Source organism: Yinghuangia sp. ASG 101 (assembly GCF_021165735.1).
Taxonomy (GTDB): domain Bacteria; phylum Actinomycetota; class Actinomycetes; order Streptomycetales; family Streptomycetaceae; genus Yinghuangia.
Window position 1 is genome coordinate 5,280,404 of record NZ_CP088911.1, and the last position, 19,126, is coordinate 5,299,529.

At 72.6% G+C, this 19,126-nt stretch carries 14 protein-coding genes, 1 tRNA gene and 1 pseudogene; 9 read left to right on the top strand and 7 right to left on the bottom strand.

What is annotated here, in order from left to right:
- The first annotated feature begins 512 nt into the window (after positions 1-512).
- Entirely contained in the window at positions 513-1,589 is a 1,077-nt protein-coding gene (locus tag LO772_RS22700; RefSeq protein ID WP_231773870.1) for a transcriptional regulator, read from the top strand.
- 204 nt (positions 1,590-1,793) lie between these two features.
- Here the strand turns inward: LO772_RS22700 and LO772_RS22705 are convergent, their stop codons facing one another.
- Positions 1,794-2,465 (bottom strand): HAD family hydrolase, encoded by a 672-nt coding sequence (locus LO772_RS22705; RefSeq protein WP_231773871.1) that lies wholly within the window; start codon positions 2,463-2,465, stop codon positions 1,794-1,796.
- A 369-nt stretch (positions 2,466-2,834) separates the two neighbouring features.
- Between LO772_RS22705 and LO772_RS22710 the strand changes: the two genes are divergently transcribed.
- The 3 genes from LO772_RS22710 to LO772_RS22720 all read left to right on the top strand — a co-directional run bounded on the left by LO772_RS22710 (position 2,835) and on the right by LO772_RS22720 (position 7,675).
- Positions 2,835-3,998 carry a phosphotransferase family protein gene (locus LO772_RS22710; RefSeq protein ID WP_231773872.1) on the top strand — a complete coding sequence of 388 codons (1,164 nt, stop codon included), beginning with the start codon at positions 2,835-2,837 and terminating at the stop codon, positions 3,996-3,998.
- A gap of 424 nt (positions 3,999-4,422) precedes the next feature.
- Positions 4,423-6,702, top strand: coding sequence for a RelA/SpoT family protein (locus LO772_RS22715; RefSeq protein ID WP_231773873.1), 2,280 nt, complete (start codon positions 4,423-4,425; stop codon positions 6,700-6,702).
- 58 nt (positions 6,703-6,760) lie between these two features.
- On the top strand, positions 6,761-7,675 hold the full coding sequence (locus LO772_RS22720) for an IS982 family transposase (protein ID WP_231773292.1): 915 nt from the start codon (positions 6,761-6,763) through the stop codon (positions 7,673-7,675).
- Positions 7,676-7,753: 78 nt separating this feature from the next.
- Here LO772_RS22720 and LO772_RS22725 read toward each other — a convergent pair whose 3' ends face one another.
- Together LO772_RS22725 and LO772_RS22730 are read right to left on the bottom strand one after the other, a co-directional pair.
- Positions 7,754-8,227, bottom strand: coding sequence for a MarR family winged helix-turn-helix transcriptional regulator (locus LO772_RS22725; protein WP_231773874.1), 474 nt, complete (start codon positions 8,225-8,227; stop codon positions 7,754-7,756).
- 139 nt (positions 8,228-8,366) lie between these two features.
- Positions 8,367-9,971, bottom strand: a complete 1,605-nt coding sequence (locus LO772_RS22730) for a serine/threonine-protein kinase (protein ID WP_231773875.1) — start codon at positions 9,969-9,971, stop codon at positions 8,367-8,369.
- Positions 9,972-10,276: 305 nt separating this feature from the next.
- Here LO772_RS22730 and LO772_RS22735 point away from each other — a divergent pair, with 305 nt between their 5' ends.
- A complete protein-coding gene (locus tag LO772_RS22735) occupies positions 10,277-11,473 on the top strand; it encodes a nucleoside 2-deoxyribosyltransferase domain-containing protein (RefSeq protein ID WP_231773876.1) in 1,197 nt (398 codons plus the stop codon).
- 18 nt (positions 11,474-11,491) lie between these two features.
- On the opposite strand, the gene LO772_RS22740 is transcribed toward LO772_RS22735, so the two are convergent.
- Positions 11,492-11,704, bottom strand: a complete 213-nt coding sequence (locus LO772_RS22740) for a hypothetical protein (RefSeq protein WP_231773877.1) — start codon at positions 11,702-11,704, stop codon at positions 11,492-11,494.
- Between the two features lie 205 nt (positions 11,705-11,909).
- On the opposite strand from LO772_RS22740, the gene LO772_RS22745 reads away from it, so the two are divergent.
- A complete protein-coding gene (locus LO772_RS22745) occupies positions 11,910-12,110 on the top strand; it encodes a hypothetical protein (protein ID WP_231773878.1) in 201 nt (66 codons plus the stop codon).
- A 365-nt stretch (positions 12,111-12,475) separates the two neighbouring features.
- Here LO772_RS22745 and LO772_RS22750 read toward each other — a convergent pair.
- The 3 genes and pseudogenes from LO772_RS22750 to LO772_RS22760 all read right to left on the bottom strand — a co-directional run.
- A tRNA-His gene (locus tag LO772_RS22750) sits at positions 12,476-12,548 on the bottom strand.
- Between the two features lie 142 nt (positions 12,549-12,690).
- Positions 12,691-13,302, bottom strand: coding sequence for an oligoribonuclease (gene orn, locus LO772_RS22755; protein ID WP_231773879.1), 612 nt, complete (start codon positions 13,300-13,302; stop codon positions 12,691-12,693).
- Positions 13,295-14,433 (bottom strand): annotated as a pseudogene (locus LO772_RS22760) (GlxA family transcriptional regulator); the annotation flags it as partial. The gene orn and the pseudogene LO772_RS22760, both read right to left, overlap by 8 nt.
- A 2,066-nt stretch (positions 14,434-16,499) precedes the next feature.
- Between LO772_RS22760 and LO772_RS22765 the strand changes: the two are divergent.
- The 3 genes from LO772_RS22765 (at position 16,500) to LO772_RS22775 (ending at position 18,904) form a co-directional block, all read left to right on the top strand.
- Complete coding sequence (locus LO772_RS22765) at positions 16,500-16,997, top strand: universal stress protein (protein ID WP_231773880.1); 498 nt, start codon at positions 16,500-16,502, stop codon at positions 16,995-16,997.
- Positions 16,998-17,274: 277 nt separating this feature from the next.
- Positions 17,275-18,495 (top strand): MerR family transcriptional regulator, encoded by a 1,221-nt coding sequence (locus LO772_RS22770; protein ID WP_231773881.1) that lies wholly within the window; start codon positions 17,275-17,277, stop codon positions 18,493-18,495.
- A gap of 151 nt (positions 18,496-18,646) precedes the next feature.
- Positions 18,647-18,904 carry a DUF397 domain-containing protein gene (locus LO772_RS22775; RefSeq protein WP_231773882.1) on the top strand — a complete coding sequence of 86 codons (258 nt, stop codon included), beginning with the start codon at positions 18,647-18,649 and terminating at the stop codon, positions 18,902-18,904.
- Positions 18,905-19,126: the final 222 nt, after the last annotated feature.

Consider the following 19,126-nt stretch of genomic DNA (forward strand, 5'->3'; position numbering starts at 1 on the left):
TCGTCGGAGCGCGGGCCTTGGGCGCCCGGCCGGTCGGGCCGGGCCGTGGTTCCGGGGTGTTCCGTGCCGCGTGGGCGGCCGTCGTGCGTGGTGCCCGAGGTGGGGCGACCGGAGCCCCGGTCCGGTCGGGCCCCTGCCGGCGGACTCCGGAGTCCGCCGGGGCGGTGGGCGGCCTGGCGTGTGCCAGGACGTCCTCCCGCCGTCCTGAGATCGATGCAACCAGGTCGGCACCCTCGGTGACGAGGCCGTCGACGGGGACTCCTGGAGGACTCCCGGAGGACTCTTGGCTGTGCAGAGGCCACATTCGATGGCGGCAGCGGACCGCAGGCGGCCAGGATCAGGAATCGGCAGGCCTCCCTCCCCTTTTCCTTCGCTTTCTTCCCCGATTCTTCCTTCGATCTTTTTCCAGATATTCGTTCGGTTTTTCCTTCGTCTTTTCTTTCGAACTTTCCCTGGGGCGATCCGCCGCCGGAAGACGTCGTCGTCGCCCGGGCCGGCGGAGCGGTAGGGGCATGCCCATCAGCCCGACGCGCGTGGAGGACGCGGTGCAGCGACGTAGCTTTTTGGCCGGTGCGGCCGGATTGGCCGCGGGGGTACCGGTGAGTGCGCCGGGACGCGCGGCGGCGCGCACCGGCGCTTCCGACCCCGCGACATATGCGCGGACGACCACCCGGCTCCGCGAGCAGTACTGGACACACGAGCCGGCCCGGCTCCTCCCCAAGGTCGCCCGGCACGTGCGCGTCGGTGCCGGCCTGCTCGCGCACCGCCCGGACACCCGGGTGGCCGCCGCGGTCGCCGAGTCCGCCCTGCTGGTCTCGCGCATAGCGTTCTTCGACCTGCAACTGGGGAGCGAACGCGTCGAGCCGTGGCAGGATCTCGCCCTCGCGGCGGCCGACACCGCCGGCGACGGCTCGCTCGGGGCCGCGGTGCTCGGCCACATGGTGTTCGCCCCCGCGTGGAGCGGGCGCGGCGCCGAGGCGCGCGGCCGTCTGGACGCGGCCCGCGCACGGGCCCGACGCGGCGGCGCCGGCCCGGTCGTCCACGCGTGGCTCGACGCGGTCGCCTCGGAGGCCGAGGTCCGGCTCGGGAACCCCTCCGGCGCGTTTCGGCTCCTCGACCGGGCCGCCGCCACGCTGGCTCCGGTACCGTCCGACGGCCCGGCGCACGGGACCCCGGCGTGGCTCGACTGGTTCTCCGGCCCGCGCCTCGACGGATTCCGGGGCGCCGCCGAACTGGCCGCGGGGCGCGCCGACCAGGCGCGGGCCTCGCTCAACCGCACGCTCGCGGGGCTCTCCCCCGAGGCGGACAAACAGCGCGCCGTCACCGTGGCGGATCTGGCCGCAGCCGCCGCGTCGGCCCGCGAACCCGAGGACGCCTGCGGCCTGCTGCACGACGTCCTCGACCTGGTGGAGCGCCAGGGCTACGCGACCGCGGTCGACCGGGTGCGCACCGTGCGCGCCACCCTCGCGCCGTGGTCCGGCGAGCGCTGCGTCACCGAACTGGATGACCGCCTGGCCTCCGGTGCCGGACGGGCGGCCCCGCCACACGAGGGCGCCGAACCGCCGCACCTCCCCGACCCGGCCGCCTGACCCGCGTCCCGCCGCCGCTCCCGCGCCCTCGGCCGCCGCGCCCGCGGGCCGCCCTCCGCCGCCCCACCGGCCGCTCGGTATCGCGCACACCGCCCCCGCCTCTCGAATCGATCCCCCACCGATCCCGTGCCCCGGCCCGCACTCTCGCGGCCCGGGTGGCGCCCGGCCGTGGCCGCGCGGACTACGCCGCGGCCCGCGGGACCGTCACCCGAGCGGTCTCGGACCGCCGTTCAGTCGTGCCAGTCCCCCCGGCAGTTCGTCGAGGGACACGAGCAACAGGTCGGCCACCTCGCGCAGTTCCGTGTCCGCCCCGACCAGCAGCCCCCACGGGCCGCGCTTGATGTGCGCGGTGCGCAACCCGGCCTGGTGCGCGGGCCGTACGTCGTTGTCGAGCCGGTCGCCGACGTACAGGATCTCGTCGGGCGGAAAAGGGCACTCCGCCGCCAGCCGCGCGAAAAACGCCGCTTCGGGCTTGCTCACACCCCAGTCGTCGGACGTGGCGATCATGTCGACGCCCAAGGCCAGGCCGCGCAAAATCGATCCGGCGTCGGCCGTCTGGTTTCCGGCCACCCCGAGCCACAGGCCCATCCCCTGCAGTGCCTTCAGGCACGGCCGGACGTCCTGGTAGAGGTCGTCCTCGCCGAACCACTCCGGTCTGCCCGCGGCGGTCCGCGCGGCCCGCTCGGTGTCCAGGTCGAAGCCCGGGCGAAACCGCTGGAACGTCTCGCGGTAGTCGAGCCCCTGCGCGAGCACCATGCCGAACACCGCGGAGAACGTGTGCCTGGGGACACCGAGCCAGTCCGCCCATGTGCCGTACTCGCGGCTCTCGTCGACCAGGGTCTCGCCCACGTCGAACACCACGGCGTTGATTCCCATGCGACCGCTCACGCTCCCGAAGTCCGATCCCGATGCCGGTCCCCCGCGGGCGCGACTCGGGTGACCCGGGTGGCGCGGGACCTCCCAGACCGTATCGCGGGAAGGGCTTTTCGGACGGAAGAACCGGTGTCCCGACAGGTCGCACAGGTGCGCGCGCCCGCCCGCACTCCCGGGCGCGGAATCCCGCCGGCCCTCACGCGCCCGCGGTGCGCCGTCGGCAACGGCCGTGCCCCGCAAGGCCATTGAGGACGCGACGCGCTCGTGGTAGAACCGGTTTCACTTTTCGCGGCCCGCTTCCGGGAATGTGCGGATCCCGCCCCCGGGAACCGCCCCACGGCCGCGGACACGGTACGCATACCGGAGGTTGCCGTGGCCGATCCCGCCGTCGCCCGTCCCCGGGTCAGCAACCGCGACCCGGCCGAAGTACGCGACCGGCTGGCAGCGTGGCTCGCGGGACGCCTGCCGGCCGGCGCGGACCCCCGGATCTCCGCACTGAGCACCCCGGCCACCAACGGCATGTCGAGCGAGACCCTGCTGTTCGACGTGTCCTGGACCGGCGACGAGGGCCCGCGCACCGAGAGCTGCGTGGTCCGCATGCGGCCCGCCCCCGGGGCCAAACCCGTCTTCCCGGTCTACGACCTCGACAAGCAGTACCGGGTCATGACCCTCGTCGCGGAGCGGTCCCGCGTCCCCGTGCCCCGCCTCCTGTGCCACGAGCCGGACGAACGCCCGCTCGGCACACCGTTCTTCGTCATGCGCCGCGCGGAGGGCAGCGCCCCGCCGGACGTCATGCCCTACACGATCGAGGGATGGCTGCGCGACGCCGCCCCGGCCGACCGGCGGCGCCTCCAGGAGGCCTCGGTCGCCGTCGTCGCGGACATCCACGGGATCGCCGCGACACCGGACGAGACCGCGTTCCTGCACCTGGACCGGCCCGGCGACACGGCCCTGCGCCGCCACCTCGCCGACGTCGAGGACTTCTACCTGTGGGGCACCGAAGGGCACCGCGTACCCGTCCTGGACCGGGCGTTCGCCTGGCTGGCGGAGAACCTTCCCGCCGACGGCGCCCCCGACGTCGTCACGTGGGGCGACGCCCGCATCGGCAACATCCTGTACTCCGACTTCACCCCGACCGCGGTGCTGGACTGGGAGATGGCCGCCGTCGGCCCGCGCGAACTCGACCTGGCGTGGCTGGTCTTCACCCACGACTTCTTCCAGGACATCGCCCTGCGGTACGGCGCCCCGCCCGGGCTCCCCGACCTGCTGCGCCGCGAGGACGTCTACACCCAATACGAGCGCCTCACCGGCCACACCCCCGCGCACACCGAGTACTTCGAGGTCTACGCGGCCGTCCGCCACGGCGCCGTCATGGCCCGCGTCGCCCACCGGCAGGCGTTCTTCGGCGAGCGGACCATGCCGGACGACCCCGACGAGACCGTCCCGCACCGCGCGCTCATCGCCCGCATGCTGGACGGCACCTACTGGGACGACCTCCCGCTCGGCTCCGCGTCCCACGGCACACCCGCCGCATGACCGCCGTGACCCGCCCCGCACCCGGCGGACCCCCGTCCGGGCCCGCTCCGGCCCCGGTGATTCGCGTCACCGGCCGGGCCCGTCGCGGGCACGCCCCGGCATCGGCGCCCGTCCCGCCGCCGCCTCCCGCGCCGACGCCCTCCCCACCCGCGCCGACGCGTCGCCCCGATCACCCGTCCTGCCCGCCCCACCTGCGAATTCCCGGTGCCGCCGGGCATGTTCGCGGACGCCGGAAGGGCTCGGCCGGTGCGCTGACGGCGGGCCCGGGACACGCCGCGCCGCCGCGCGACCACGACGCGCGCCCCGGTTCACCCGGGCGGGTGATGGTCGAGGAGAGCCCGCATCCGCCGGACAAGCCCGCCGGACTTGTCGGTAGCATGAACCACCGGGGCGATGCTCCGGTGTTCGACTGCCGGAGGTGCTGATGACGATCGGGGGGATCGACCCACCTGTGGGGGCGGGGGCGCGAGAGGCGACATCCCGCCAGGTCGATACGGGGCCCGACCAGCGCGAAGACGCCGCGACCCCGGGCACCGAGCGGTCCGGCCGAGCCACGCGCCGCCCGGTGCAGCGCCTGAGCCTCGCCGCCGCGACGTTCCTCACCGGAGGCAGCCGACGGCGCGCCCCCGAAGCGCCCGAGACCCTGATCCCGCTCGTCCAGGTGCACCGCGCGCACCACCCGAAGGCCGATATAGCGCTGCTGCAACGGGCGTTCGTGGTCGCGGAGCTGTCGCACCGGGGGCAGATGCGCAAGAGCGGCGAGGCGTACATCACGCACCCCCTCGCGGTCGCCACCATCCTCGCCGAGCTGGGCGCCGACACCACCACCCTCGTCGCGGCCCTGCTGCACGACACCGTCGAGGACACCGACCTCACCATCGACGTCGTCCGCGAATCGTTCGGCGACGGCGTGGCGCACCTGGTCGACGGCGTCACCAAGTTGGAGAAGGTCGACTTCAACAACCGGCAGGAGGCCGAGGCCGAGACCATGCGCAAGATCCTCGTGGCCACCGGCCGCGACCTGCGCGTGACGGTCATCAAACTCGCCGACCGCCTGCACAACATGCGCACCATCCGGCACATGCGCCGCGCGAGCCAGATCCGCATCGCCGAAGTCACCCGCGACGTGTTCATCCCGCTCGCCGAACGCCTCGGCATCCACGTGGTCAAGGCCGAGCTGGAGGACATCGTGTTCGCCACGCTCCAGCCCGAGGACCACGCCGACACCGTCCGCGCGCTGGCCGACGGCGCCACCGAACGCGACGAGGCCGCCGCCGACCTCGCCGACACGATGCGGCGCGAGCTGCGCGACGCGGGCGTCAGCGCCACGGTCACCCCCCGGCACCGCCACCACGTCTCGGCCCGCCGCGTGAAGCTGCGCCGCGGCGACTCCGCGCTCGGCCCGTTCGACCTGTCCCGCCTGATGGTCGTCGTCGACGCCGACACCGACTGCTACGCCGCGCTCGGCGTCCTGCACACCCGGTGGGCGCCGCTCGCGGGGGAGTTCAAGGACTTCATCGCGACCCCCAAGTTCAACCTGTACCAGTCGCTGCACACCGCGATCTCGCTGCCCGGCGGCGACATCGTCGAGGTGCTGATCCGCACACGCCGCATGCACCGGCTCGCCGAGTTCGGCGTCGTCGCGCACACCGGTGACGACGGCAGCAAGGAGCGCGGCCAACTGGAGTGGCTGCACCGCCTGTTGGCGTGGCAGGGCGGCATCCCGGACGCCACCGCCTTCTGGTCGCAGCTCACCGCCGACCTCTCCGCCGACCGCGAGCTGCTGGTGTTCACTCCCGGAGGCCGGCCGCTGACCCTGCCGGCCGGGTCGACATGCGTCGACGCGGCGTACGCGATCGGCGAGCAGACCGGCCACCGCTGTATCGGCGCCCAGGTCAACGGCCGCCTGGTGGCACTCTCCTCGGTGCTCGCGGACGGCGAGACGGTATCGATCATCACGGCCCCGCCCCACGGCGCGGGCCCTTCTCGTGAATGGCTCGGTTTCGTCCGCAGCCCCCTCGCGCGCGTCGCGATCGAGAGCTGGCTGGCCGAGCACCCGGAGAGCGGCGAGGGCGGGGGAGACCCGCAGCTCCCGGCGCCGTCCACGCCGCCCGAGTTCGACGACGGGCCCGAGTCGTCGCTCGGCAACCTCGCCGCGAGCGGTGAGGCGGCGAACGCCATGGGCATGGCCGCGCTGGCGGAGCCGGACGCGGGGGCGAGCCTGGTGTCGGTCCCCGGATCCCCCGGCGCGCCCGTCCGCCTCGCCCGATGTTGCACCCCGGTGCCCCCGGACGAACTCGCGGGCTTCGTCATCCGCGGCGGGACCGTGGCCGTGCACCAGCGCGAATGCCTCAACGTGCAGCAGATGATCCGGGCGGGCCGCGCCATCGTCGCCGCCGCGTGGCTCCCGCACCAGGCCGAGCAGGGCTACCGCGTCACCGTGCAGCTGGAGGCCCTCGACCGCCCCAGACTGCTCGCGGACGTCACCGCGGCCATCGACGCGGCGGGCGGCGACATCACGTCGGCCTCGATCGCGCCGCCGCAGCAGATGCGGGTGCGGCAGACGTACACCATCCGGCTCGCCGACCTGGCCAGCCTTCCGCAACTGCTGCGCGCGCTGCGCCGCGTGCAGGGCGTGTACGACGTCTACCGGGCGCGCCCGCGCCTGCACCCCCGCGTCGCCGAGGCCTCCGGCGACAACTAGATGAATGAGTCCAAGGGATTGCCTGCGGACATGAAGCGAGGGCGTCCACAGTCGTGTTGTGATGCAAGACTTGGACACCCTCGCGACTGCACTCTATGCCCGGATCGACGACACCTTGAAGGCTTCGCCGGAACTGGCGCCGCCGCGCCCGAAGGTCGGGTTCGCGCCCACGCTCAGTGACGCCGAGTTGCTCACGCTGGCGGTCATGTCGGCGCTGCTCGGCTACACGTCCGAGCGGCGTTGGATCCGCCGGGTCGACAAGGACTTCCGCGGCCTGTTCCCGTACGTGCCCCGGCAGTCCGGGTACGGCAAGCGGCTGCGGGCGGCATCGTCGCTGTTCATCCACATGATCCGCATCCTGGCGACCGACACGACCTTGTGGAGCGACGACGTGTGGCTGGTCGACTCCACCCCGGTCGGCTGCGGCTGCTCGCGCGAGACCGCGAAACGCTCGGACCTGGCCGGCTGGGCCCAGTACGGCTACTGCGCGTCGCACTCGCGGTACTTCTGGGGCCTGCGGCTGCACCTGGTCTGCACCCTCGGCGGCCTGCCGGTCCTGTTCGCGCTGACCGGCGCCAAGGCCGACGAACGCGAGACCCTGCGCGACATGCTCGACACAGCCCCCGACGTCATGGCCGCCCACCCGGGCCAGACGATCATCGGCGACAGGCACTACTACGGCCGCGAGTTCGAACGCGACCTCACCGAACGTCACCTGGTCCTGCTGCGGCCGGCCCGCAAGGGCGAACCCGAACGGGCCGGAGCACACCTGTTCAAACCGCTCCGGCAGGTCATCGAGTCGATCAACCAGACACTCAAAGGCCAGCTCGACCTGGAACGACACGGCGGCAAAAGCCCCGCAGGGGCGGCCGTCCGCGTTCTGAGCCGCATCCTCGCGCTCACGGCCGCGATCTGGCACAACGACAAGACCGGACAACCCATCAAACGATCAATGACCGCCTACGACCACTAACCGTGACCACACCCCTTGGACTCATTCATCTAGCGGCGACGCGTCCCGGCGGTTCGCCGTGAGCCGGCCGCGCGCCGGTCAGGTGTCGACGGCCGGCACGTCCGATCCCCGCAGCTGCTCGTTGAAGCGGGCCAGGGTTTCGGCGAGATCCCGCAGCTCCTCCGCGGGCCACGAGGCGAAACGGTTCTCCAGCACGACGACCGTGTGCCGCCGCGCCTCGGCCAGGCGCGCGCGTCCGGCGTCGGTCAGGCTGATCAGATGCGACCGCCGGTTCGTCGGATCGGTCTCGCGCGTGATCGACCCCGCCTCCTCCAGCGCGGTGAGCTGGCGGCTGACCGTCGTCTTGTCGAGGTTCAGCCGGCACGACAGCTCCTTGCCGGTCGACGTGCCGCTCTCGTCAAGGTTCACCAGCAGGTAGTACTCGGCCTGCGTGAGGCCCGCGGCATGCAGTGGCGGCGTCATGAGCGCGCGGAGCAGCCGCGTCGCGATTCCGACTTCACGGACGACGCGTCGTCCCGCGTTCTTCACGTCCGTCTGCTGTTGTTCGTCCACGCCGACACCTCGCCACCGACAACCTGTGCGACCAAGCGTGCCGTACGACTGTTGCTGAACACAACTTCGTGGGCGGCCGAAGCGGCGGACGAGCCCGGCCTCCCGTCCGCGGACCGCGCCCGCGACGACGGCGACGGCGTCAGCCCGTGGACTGACTCGGCGTCATGCGGTTTTCCCAGTACGACAGTTCCTCGCGCGCCGTGACCACGCTGCGGTGCTGCGCCCCGAGCACCTGGGCGAGGTCCGGGATGAGCGCGCGCAGCAACTGGACCGCCTCGTGCGCGTTGCCGGAACGCCCGGTGCACAGCGCGAGTTCGCGCCGCACCTTGAGCGTCTCCGGGTCGAGCGGCCCGTGCACGTCCGCGTAGTCGGGCAGCAGGTCGCGCAGCAGCAGAGCCGCCGCCTGCGGGTTTCCGGACTTCGCGGTCCAGTAGGCCAGGTTGCGCCGCACCCGCAGCGTGCCGGGGTGCTCGGCGCCGTACATGTACCCGTAGTCCGACACGAGCTGGCGCAGCAGCCGGACCGCCGTCTGCCGGTCGCCGGACTTGCCGAGGTGGTACGCGAGATCGTCGCGCACACTCAGCGTGCGCGGGTGGTCGTGGCCGAAGAGGCGCACGTGGTCGGGCAGCAGGCGGCGCAGCAGGGCCACCGCGTCCGACGCCTGGAGGTTGGGCAGGTCCTCCAGGGCACGGGCGAGCGCTTCGGCTTGCGCGCCCGCCTGCGCGCCGCTCGACGTCCCCGGCCGCGCCTGCGCGTGCGTGGATTCCGGGGGCGGCGGCCGGTCGGGCGGAGCCGGCGGCTGGTCGGGCGGGTTCGGCGCCAGCGCGTCGAGAATGCGGCGGACCTCGGTGGCGCTCTGCGGCCGGTCGTCGGGGTTCTTGGCGAGCAGCCGCAGCACCAGGTCGCACACCGCGTCGGGCAGGTCGTCGCGCACCCGCGCCGGCGAGTCGGGGGCGACGTGCACGTGCCGGAACAGCAGGCTGGGCACGTCGCCGAAGCCGAACGGGGGCAGACCGGTCAGCAGTTCGTAGACGAGGCAGCCGGTCGAGTACAGGTCGGACCGCGGGTCCGCCTCCGCACCGTTGGCCTGCTCCGGCGACATGTAGGCGGCGGTGCCCAGGACGGCTCCCGGGCGCGTCAGCGTCCCGCCCGCGGCCAGGGTCTTCATGAAGCGCGCGATGCCGAAGTCGAGCACCTTCAGCACGCCCCGGTCGTTCGCCATGATGTTGGCGGGTTTGATGTCGCGGTGCAACACGCCCGCTTCGTGGGCGACTTCGAGGGCATCGCACAGTTGCCGCGCCCAGTTCAGGACACGGGGAAGCGGCAGCGGAGCCTCGGCCGCGGCGATCTCGGCGAGGGACTTGCCGGGCACCAGCTCCATGGTCACGTAGACCACTTCGCGCGGTTCCGGGTCGTGCCCGAGGCCCCCGGTCTCCGCCGGATCGGCCCGTTTCCGCGTGGCCGCGGTGGGCGGGGAGTGCGGGGCGTCGGGGTCGGCGGGCCGCAGCACACCGGTGTTGAAGTCGTAGACGGTGACGATGTGCGGGCTGGTGAGCGTGCCCGCGGTGCGCGCCTCGCGGGCGAAGCGGTCGGCGGCACCGGGGACACCGAAGACGTCGCGCAGCAGCTTGACGGCGACGAACCGGCGCATCTGGGTGTCCCAGGCGCGCCAGACCACGGCCATGCCGCCCGAGCCCAGTACTTCGATCAGCCGGTACCGGCCTGCGAGCCACCACTCACCCACGCGTCGCACGCCTCCTTGTGTTGTCCCGTGGCCGATTGTCCCGCAGGCGGGCGTGTCCCGGGAGGAGACCCGACTGCCCGGTTCGTCCGTCGGCCAGGACCATACAGGCTGAGACAGTACGGGAGTTGGCCAGATCGGGTACAGCAGTGCCAAAACGGCTCCTACCCATCGTGATCGGGCATTACCGTGCGGGCGGGGCAGGCGGGCCGCCGCGGTCCGCGAGGGGGCCGGTAGCGTTCGGGGGCCCGGCCGCGGGGCGGGGCGTTCACGGGTTTGTCGCGCACGTCACAGCGCCGGAGGTCCCCTTGGCTGGTTCCGTCACCGTCGTGTACGCGGGGGAGCGGCCCCCGGAGTCGTGGGACGCGTCGGTGTTCCTCGCCGGCCCGACCCCCAGGAGCGCGGACGTCGCGTCGTGGCGCCCCGCCGCGCTGGACCTCGTGCACGGTCTGTGGTCCGGTGCGGGTGCCCTGGTGGTCTTCGTCCCCGAACCCCGCGACGGCAGCCGCTGGGGCGACTACGAGGACCAGCGCCTGTGGGAGCTGCGGTGGCTGCGGGTCGCGGACCAGGTGGTCTTCTGGGTGCCGCGCGACCTGGCGACGCTGCCGGGGCTGACCACCAACGACGAGTGGGGGTGGCTCAAGGACAGCGGCCGGGCGGTGTTCGGGTCTCCCGAGGACGCCGCCAAGGTGCGCTACCAGCGCGAATACGCCGCGGATCACGGCGTGCCGCTCGCCGACACCCTCGCCGACACGCTGCGCGTCGCACTGGAGCGCGTGGGGGCGGGGGAGTGGCGCACCGGCGGCGAGCGGGACGTACCGCTGGTGGTCTGGACGACGCCGGTGTTCCGGTACTGGTACGCGGCACAGCGCGCGGTCGGCAACACGCTCGTCGGTGCGCGCGTCGTCTGGACCTTCCGGGCCGACGGCGGCGCCACGGTCGTCTGGTGGGCCGTGCACGTCGCGGTGGCGGTCGCGGCCGAGGGCGGTCGCGTCAAGGACAACGAGGTGGTGATCGGTCGCCCCGACACGAGCGCCGTGCTGTTGTACCGCCGGGCGTCGCCGCTCCGCGACACCGTGGTCGTCCTGGTCCGCGAATTCCGGTCGCCGGCCTGTTCGGACGACGGATTCGTCCACGAACTCCCGGGCGGATCCGCCGACTTCGGCCGACAGGACGGTCCGGACGCCACGGCCTCCGCGGAGGTGCGCGAGGAGACCGGCCTGGCGCTCGCCGCCGAACGCCTGCGCGGCCACGGCGTACGCCAGGTGGCGGCGACGGTGTCGGCGCATCGGACGCACGTGTATTCCGCCGAGTTGACCGAGGACGAAGTCGCCGCGCTGCGGGCCGACGCGGCCGAGGCCCGCGCCCACGGGGTCGGCGGGACCGAGCGCACCCACGTCGAGGTCACGACGTACGGCGGCCTCCTCGCGGCGCCGACCGCGGACTGGGCCACGATCGGCATGGTCGCCCGGGTCCTCGCGGATCTGGACGACCATGCCGGCTGATCCTCGGGCGGCCTCCGGTCAGTACGGAAGGCCGTCGCGGCGGGCGGCATCGCACGGGGTGTGGCGCTCGACCATGTAGGTCTGGTTGTCGAACACGGTGAGCCGGCCGCTCATGCGGTCGCCGCCGGCGGGCACCTCGACGAGCGTGCGCGGGCGCAGCACCGCGAGGTACGGCTCCCCGCACAGGCGGCAGAGCGCCGGAACCGCGTGGTTCGTGTGGGTCTTCTTCATGGTCGTGCCCCCTCCGTGTGCTGGATCCGGGAGCGGTGCCGCAGGCGGGTTTCCGCTCCGGTCGGGGAGTGTTCATCTTGTGTTCACTTCCCTGTCTACGGCAATACTCCACGTTCGGCGCCCCGATGTCAACTCTGTTGGCCTACGTACTAGGCCAACACGCCAGGCCAATGTGCTAGGCCAATGCCTGTGGCATTCTGTCGTCGTGGACCAGAGCGAAGCCGCCGACGACCTGAGCCGGGCGGCCAAGGCGTACCGCCGCACCGAGAAGGAACACGAGGAAGCCCGCCAGGCCCTGAAACAGGCCGCGGTCGCGGCACTGGCGGCCGGCGTCAAGCAGTCCGAGGTCGTCAGAACCACCGGCTGGACGCGCGAATACCTGAGAAGGCTCCGCAAGAACAGCTAGCCCTCGGGCTGTCGCCCCACGAGACGCGACAACACCCGCGAGCCGTACGACCGCGCGGCCCCACGCCGCGCCGCGGGCACGCGCTCCGCCCCGGACCGGCCCCGCGAACTCCCGCGCACGCAACGGCCGAAGGAAACCCGGCGGGCCGAACAGCACGAGCCGCGGCCCGACTTGCACCGCCGCGGCCCACGGTGGCCCGGCAGGCTCCGGAACGGCAGCGAACGCTTGGCCCCATGGGCCACGGCGGGAGCTTGGTCCGTTTCGGATGGACCTTGTCGAGGAGTTCGTCGGGACGGCGTTGGGATGCGACGCCCAAAAAGATCATGGCCCCGACCTTTTTACAGGTCAGAGCCATGATCAAGAAGGGTGAGTGACGGGACTCGAACCCGCGACGTCCTGGACCACAACCAGGTGCTCTACCAACTGAGCTACACCCACCACGCGGCTTTCGGGCGGTGGAGCCGACCGGAGCAGCGAGAAAGAGTGTACAGGGGATCGAGGGGTGCTCGCTCCCGGGTTGTTTCGGCGTGCCGGGGATGCCTCGGTGTCGGCGCGGTCCCGGGCCGCGGACGGCGAGCGGTCAGGGCAGGGGGAGCTGCGGAGCCGAGAAGCGGGCCGAAATCGCCTTGGCGGTCTCCGAGTCGGGGCCGGGCATCGGGACGAAGACCGTCTCCCGGTAGTACTTCAGCTCGGTGATGCTGTCCTTGATGTCGGCGAGCGCGCGGTGGTTGCCGTTCTTGGGCGGCGACTGGAAGTAGACCCGCGGGTACCACCGGCGGGACAACTCCTTGATCGAGGACACGTCCACGATCCGGTAGTGCAGGTAGCCCTCCAGCAGCGGCATGTCGCGCGCCAGGAAACCGCGGTCGGTGGCGACCGAGTTGCCGCACAGGGGCGCCTTGCGGCCGTCCGGCACGTGAGCGCGCACGTAGTCGAGCACCATCGACTCCGCCTCGGCCATCGTCACCCCCTCGTCGAGGACGTCGAGGAGACCCGACGCGGTGTGCATCGCACGCACCACATCGGGCATGCCGGCCAGCGCCTCGGCGGGCGGGCGGATCACGACGTCGACGCCGTCCCCGAGGACGTTCAGCTCCGAGTCCGTGACGAGTGCCGCCACTTCGATGAGCGCGTCCCGGGTCAGGTCGAGTCCGGTCATCTCGCAGTCGATCCAGACCAAGCGGTCATTCATAAGTGATCAGCCTAGTGCGGTGGCCGGAAAGGTTCACCGGTCCCGCCATGGCCGGCCCGAGGCAGCCGGAACCGGGGAGGGAAGGCTCGTACGCCGCCTTCCCTCCCCGGCCTCCGGCCGTCAGGACTCCTCGCCGTCGGCGCCCTCCGCGTCCTCGGGGTCCCGGGTCCGGAACGCGTCCCGATAGGCGGCCGGCGGGATGCCGAGCTGCTTGCGGAAGTGCCCGCGCAGCGCCACCGGCGACCGGAAGCCGCACCGCCGCGCTATCTCCTCGACCTGCAGCTCGGTCGTCTCCAGCATGCGCTGCGCCTGCAACACGCGCTGGGTGAGCAGCCATTGCAGCGGCGCGCTGCCGGTCAGCGACCGGAACCGGCGGTCGAACGTCCGGCGGCTCATGTACGCCCGCGTCGCCAGCACCTCGATGTCGAACTTCTCCGACAGGTTCTCCAGCGCCCACGAGATGACCGTGGCCAGCGGATCGCCGCTGATCTCCTCGGGCAGCGACAGGTCCATGTACGCCGCCTGCCCGCCCACCCGGTGCGCCGGGACGACGAGGCGGCGGGCGAGCGCGTTGGCCGCGTCCGAACCGTGGTCGATGCGGACCAGGTGCAGGCACAGGTCTATTCCGGCCGCGGTCCCGGCACTGGTGAGCACGTCCCCGTCGTCCACGTACAGTTCGCGCGGATCGACGCGGACCTTCGGGAACGACTTGGCGAGCGCCGGGGCGTACATCCAGTGCGTGGTCGCGGGACGCTCGTCCAGCAGCCCGGCCGCGGCGAGGACGAACGCGCCGCCGCACAGGCCGACGACGCGCGCCCCTTCGCGGTGTGCCCGGCGCAGGGCCTCCAGGACGGGTGCGGGCGGCGTACGCGACGGCGAATGCCACGCCGGCACGATCACCGTGCCCGCCCGGTGCAGGCCGTCGAGGCCGTGCGGGGCGATGAGTTCGACGCCGCCGGTCGTCCGCAGCGGTCCCGGTTCGGCCGCACATACCAGTAATCGGTAGTTCGGGACTCCGGCGTCCCTTCGGTCGACGCCGAACACCGAGATGGGGATGGAGCTTTCCAGGATCGGCGAGTTGGCGAACAACAGCACCGCGATGGTCTCGGCGCGGCGTCGGCCGCCAAGGCGGGCCGGCCACTCGGCGTCGGAGACGGCTCCGGCGGCATCCGGCTCGGGGCCGTCGTCGAGGTCGTCCTCGGAGCCGGACGGCTCGCTGACGGCGTACGCCGCGTGGTCGGGCGCCCCGCCCGGGGGCCCGTCGGGTCCCGAGGCCGGCGACGGCTCCGCGGAGCCGGGTCGCGGCCCCACCGCGGTGTCGTCGTGCGGACCGGTCGCCTGTGCCGGGATGCGGCCCTGTGCCGTGCCCGGCGGATCCGGCGCGCCCGTCGGGCCCGTCGGATCGGACGGATCGGACGAATCGGAGGGATCGAACGGATCGGACGGGGAGGAGGCACCGGACGTGTCCGATGCGTCCGCCGCGTGCGACGAGTTCGCGGCCTCCGCGTGCTCGGCGGTGCCCGTCGTCGCGTCGACCACGGGTGCGTCCGCCGCGTCCGCCGCCGCGTCCGCCGCGTCCGCAGCGTTCGTCGTGTCCGCGCTGTCTGCCGTGTTGGCTGTGTTTTTCGTGTCCACCATGCTCGCCCCGTGCGTCGGGACCGCCGAGTGAACGCCGCCCCCGTCGCCATCTTGTCGCGGATCTCCCGCTGTGTACGCGTCCGATCCCTGATCCGGCGAATCCCCGGACGCGCTGCCCGATTCGCCTTCCGTCCTGCTCGTTCCGCCTTCCGTCCTCGGCGTCGTTGCCGGAGCCTGCGGCTCACCGGTCCGTGCCGCGGGTATCGACACGTCGGTGGCCTGCGGGATGGCCGCGGGTGTCTCCCCGGCCGCGGACTCGCGCCGGTCCGTCTTTCGACCGTCGGTCCTGCTCATGGCTCCGATCGCCCCCTTCTGCCCTCCACAACCCCTCCGGTCGAGCTCCGTCGAGGCGGGAGGGGCCGTTGATGGCGAGTCTCAGTAGTTAACACGCGCCACTCAAGTCACCCAAGATCGGAACTTACTCTTTCTGGCCTTGTCTATGCATGGTGTTCTCCACGTGACGTTAAGTAGATATGCCTGTTTGTGACGGCGGTCACATTAAGGGGCTTGGGCATTGCATGGGAAATGCCCGTGTTTGGTGGTCTTTTTGATCTATATAACGTTCACCGGAAAGCACATCATCTGCCGGTAATTTCCGGACACCGCCGAACCGGGCCGCCTCACCCGGCCGCCATGTGTCGGAGAAGCCGCCGGAGCGCGGGCTGTCGACCGCCGGGCGGACCGGAGCGCCGCGGGCGCGAATTCGCCGTCGCGCGGCTCGGCGGGGCGGTGCCGAGTGGCATCGACTGTCGTGATTGCGGCGTTTTCGAACGAATCCGCTCGGCCTCGCCCGCGGTGGTCGGCGCGGAGGCCTTCGGCGTCCCCCGTGCGGGACCGCGGCTCCGCCCGGCTTTCGAACAGGCGTCCGCCCGGCCTGCCTTCGGGGTGCCGCGACCGCCCGCTGGGCAGGCGCACAGCCGCGACGCCCTGCCCGGATATCGACGCCACGGCACGCGCCACCGTGCGTGTCCCGCGGGGGCCGGAAGCGACGGGAGCGCCGACTCGGGCGGCTCGACGGGCGGCGGTTGCCGGACACGCGGCGAACACGCCGCGGGCGCGCGCGAACCCGTCCACGGGGGACCGGGCGCGGCCCCGCCGGCGCGGGGTCGGCGTCCGCGATGGTGCCGCGCACACGGGATCGCCGCCCCGGTCGGCGCGGGCCGCCCGGACACGTGGTGTCGTCGTGTGCAACGCGCCGCGGGGCCTGGGGGTAACGGGCAAGCGGACATTCCGGGGCATTCGCCAAGCGGCGCCAGACCCGCCCGGCGAACGCCATGCCGCGTTCGCCCGAATCGGCGCCGCCCGCCCCGGCGCGCGTCCCCGATCGCGATCCGTCCGGGCCGCTCGCACCACCCCGAGGGGCCCGCGCCGGGGCGACTTTCGCCCCGGCGCATTTTCGATGTGCCGGGGGACTCCCGCGAGCGCTTCCCGACGGATATTGTGCGTGGTCAACCAACGCACGGCCTGTCCGATTCCGACTGCGAGACGTAATCTGTAACGCATAGGGTCTTTCGACCAAGAGGGCCTACTCCCTCCCTCAGCAAAGACGCCCGATTGCCATGGCTGCCTTCGATTTCCAAGACCTGCCGGACGGTGCGCCGCTGCTCCGTCCCGCTTCCCTGCGACCCCGTGACCCCGCGTTCCGGCATCCCGTCGTCGTGGGGTTCGACGGTTCGAGCGCGAGTGAGCGCGCGCTGGCCTATGGGGCCGGCATGGCCCGGCGCCTCGGCGGCGGGCTGGTGATCGTCCATGTCGCCAACCGGATTCCGGCCACCGTGTGGGCGGGGTGCGAGCCCCCCGTGTTCATCGATGTGCCCGACAGCCGCTCCGAGGCCCTCGGCCTCGAACTGGCGTGCGCCGACCACCTGAGCGACGTGCCCTGGATCCTCGTCGAGCGCGGCGGCGACATCTGCCACGAGATCGAGGATGTCGCCAAGGAGTTCGCCGCCGACGCGATCGTCGTCGGCGGATCGTCCGGTTTCGTCAGCCGGATCTTCGGATCCGTCTCGTGCCGTCTCGTCAAACACGCCCAGCGACCTGTTGTCGTCATCCCGTAGGCACCGGCACGCCGCACGGGCCATCGCGCGGCGTGCCGTGTGACCGAGATCGCGTTCCCCCGCACACCGCCGCCGGCCCGGCCCCGCGGGGAACATATGTCGACGTGTCGTGTGTGTCATGGTCCGCGACCGACCGCCGCCGGCCACGCCCCGCGGCCTCATGACCGAGGTTCGCGTCCGGCTGCACTACGTTGCTCCCACCCACGTCACCACGTACAGCTGTGCGAGTTCCAGTCGGCGGGGGATCGGAGACACACGAAGATCGCGAGGCACGAGGTTGGCGGACTATCGGATCGAGGACCTCGCCCGCGAGGGCGGCACGACCGTGCGCAACGTACGCGCGTACCAGGACCGCGGCCTGCTGCCCCGGCCGCGCCGCGCCGGGCGTGTGTCGGTGTACGACGGCGGGCACCTGGCCCGCCTCCGGCTTATCGGCCGGCTCCTCGAACGCGGCTACAGCCTGGTCAGCATCAAGGAACTGCTGGACGCCTGGGACAACGGCCGCAGCCTCGGCGGGGTGCTCGGCCTGGTCGCCGAGACCACCGGTTCCTGGAGCGACGAGGAACCGGGCCGCATGACCCGTGCCGAACTCACCGGGATGTTCGGCGGTCTGTCGGATCCCGTCGCCATCGCCGGCGCCGTCCAACTCGGGCTCCTCGAACCCGAGGACGATTCGCTCACCGTGTTCCGCGTGCCCAGCCCGCGCGAACTCGCGGTCTGCGCCGAGCTGCACGCGGCGGGCGTGCCCGTCCACGCGGTGCTCGACCACCTGCGAGCGCTACGCGGCGACATGGAGCGCGTCGCGGGCTCGTTCACGCGCCTGACCGAGGCGTACCTGTGGCAGGAGCACGTCAGGAACCTGTCGCCCGACGAGGTCCCGGACATGGCGGAACTCATCCGCCGGCTGCGCCCGCTCGCGCAACGCGCCGTCGACAGCGAACTCGCCCGGGCGATGCGGCGCCTGGCGACCCGTCAGCTCGGTGAGACGCTCGGCCGCGTCCTGGACGCGGAGAGCAGCGCGCCGCCCGCCGAGCCGCCGGAGGAACCCGGCGCGCCCGCGCTGGAGCGCTACCCGTTCATGTCCGACGAGTGGATCGCCGCGGTCTCCCGGCTGAGCCGCCTCATCACGCCCGACCCCGAGAAGCGCACGCCGCATCCGGCGGTGGTCGACATCGTCGTGAGCGATGTGCCCGGCCGCGACGACCCGGCGGAGCTTCACCTGGACGTGTTCCGCGGCCGTGTGCTGGTGCGCCCGGGGCTGTTGCCGGGGCCCGACCTGATGATCCACATGGACTGCCCGACCGCGCGCGGCGTGCTGCTCGACAACGACCGCTCGCTGCCGCGCAAGGCGATGGCGGACGGGCGCCTGACCGCGCGCGGCGACCTGTTCGCGCTGACCACCTTCCGCGAGGCGATCGCCGGCCTGTCCGGCTGGGACCTGGCCGGCGTCCTCACCGAACTCACGGCTCCGGAGGGGGACGGCAAGGCGCGTACCTGAGCGGCCTGTTCGCCCGCCGCGGAGGAATCGCACGTACGGTGCTCGCGCCGTCGCGTTGTGCCGTACGTTTGCCTGCGGACAACCGGGCGGTCCCGGCCGCGCGCGGGCACCGGGCGCGCCGGTCGGAACGGAATCGAGAAGGGAGAGCGCGATGGCGACCCAGGAGGAAATGGACGCCGAGAAGGCGGAGTTGTACGCGCGCGACATCAGCGGCGCCGAGTGGATCAGCTACGGCGAGGACACCACCGGCGAGGGCGTCGTGCAGACCGCCGAGATCGGCGGCGGGGCGGTGGCGATGCGCAACTCCATCCATCCCGAGGGGCCCATCCTGCGCTTCACCAAGGGGGAGTGGGACGCGTTCGTCCTGGGAGTGAAGGACGGCGAGTTCGATCTCGACCGGCTGATGTGAGAGCCGGGCCCGGCCGCCGACGGTCCCGGTTCGCGGCCCCCGCGCCGGGCCGCCACCCGTACGGCCCAACCTCGCGTGTCGCCTCCGCGGCACGGCGGCGTGCCGAAGTCCCGGTCCGCCGATGAGGGGAAGCCCGACGGACGCCGGGGAGCGGGCAGCGTACCGTCGTCTTGTGCACGCCTTCGGGTCCGATGTCGCGGAGAATCGGGGCGGGGGGAGAAG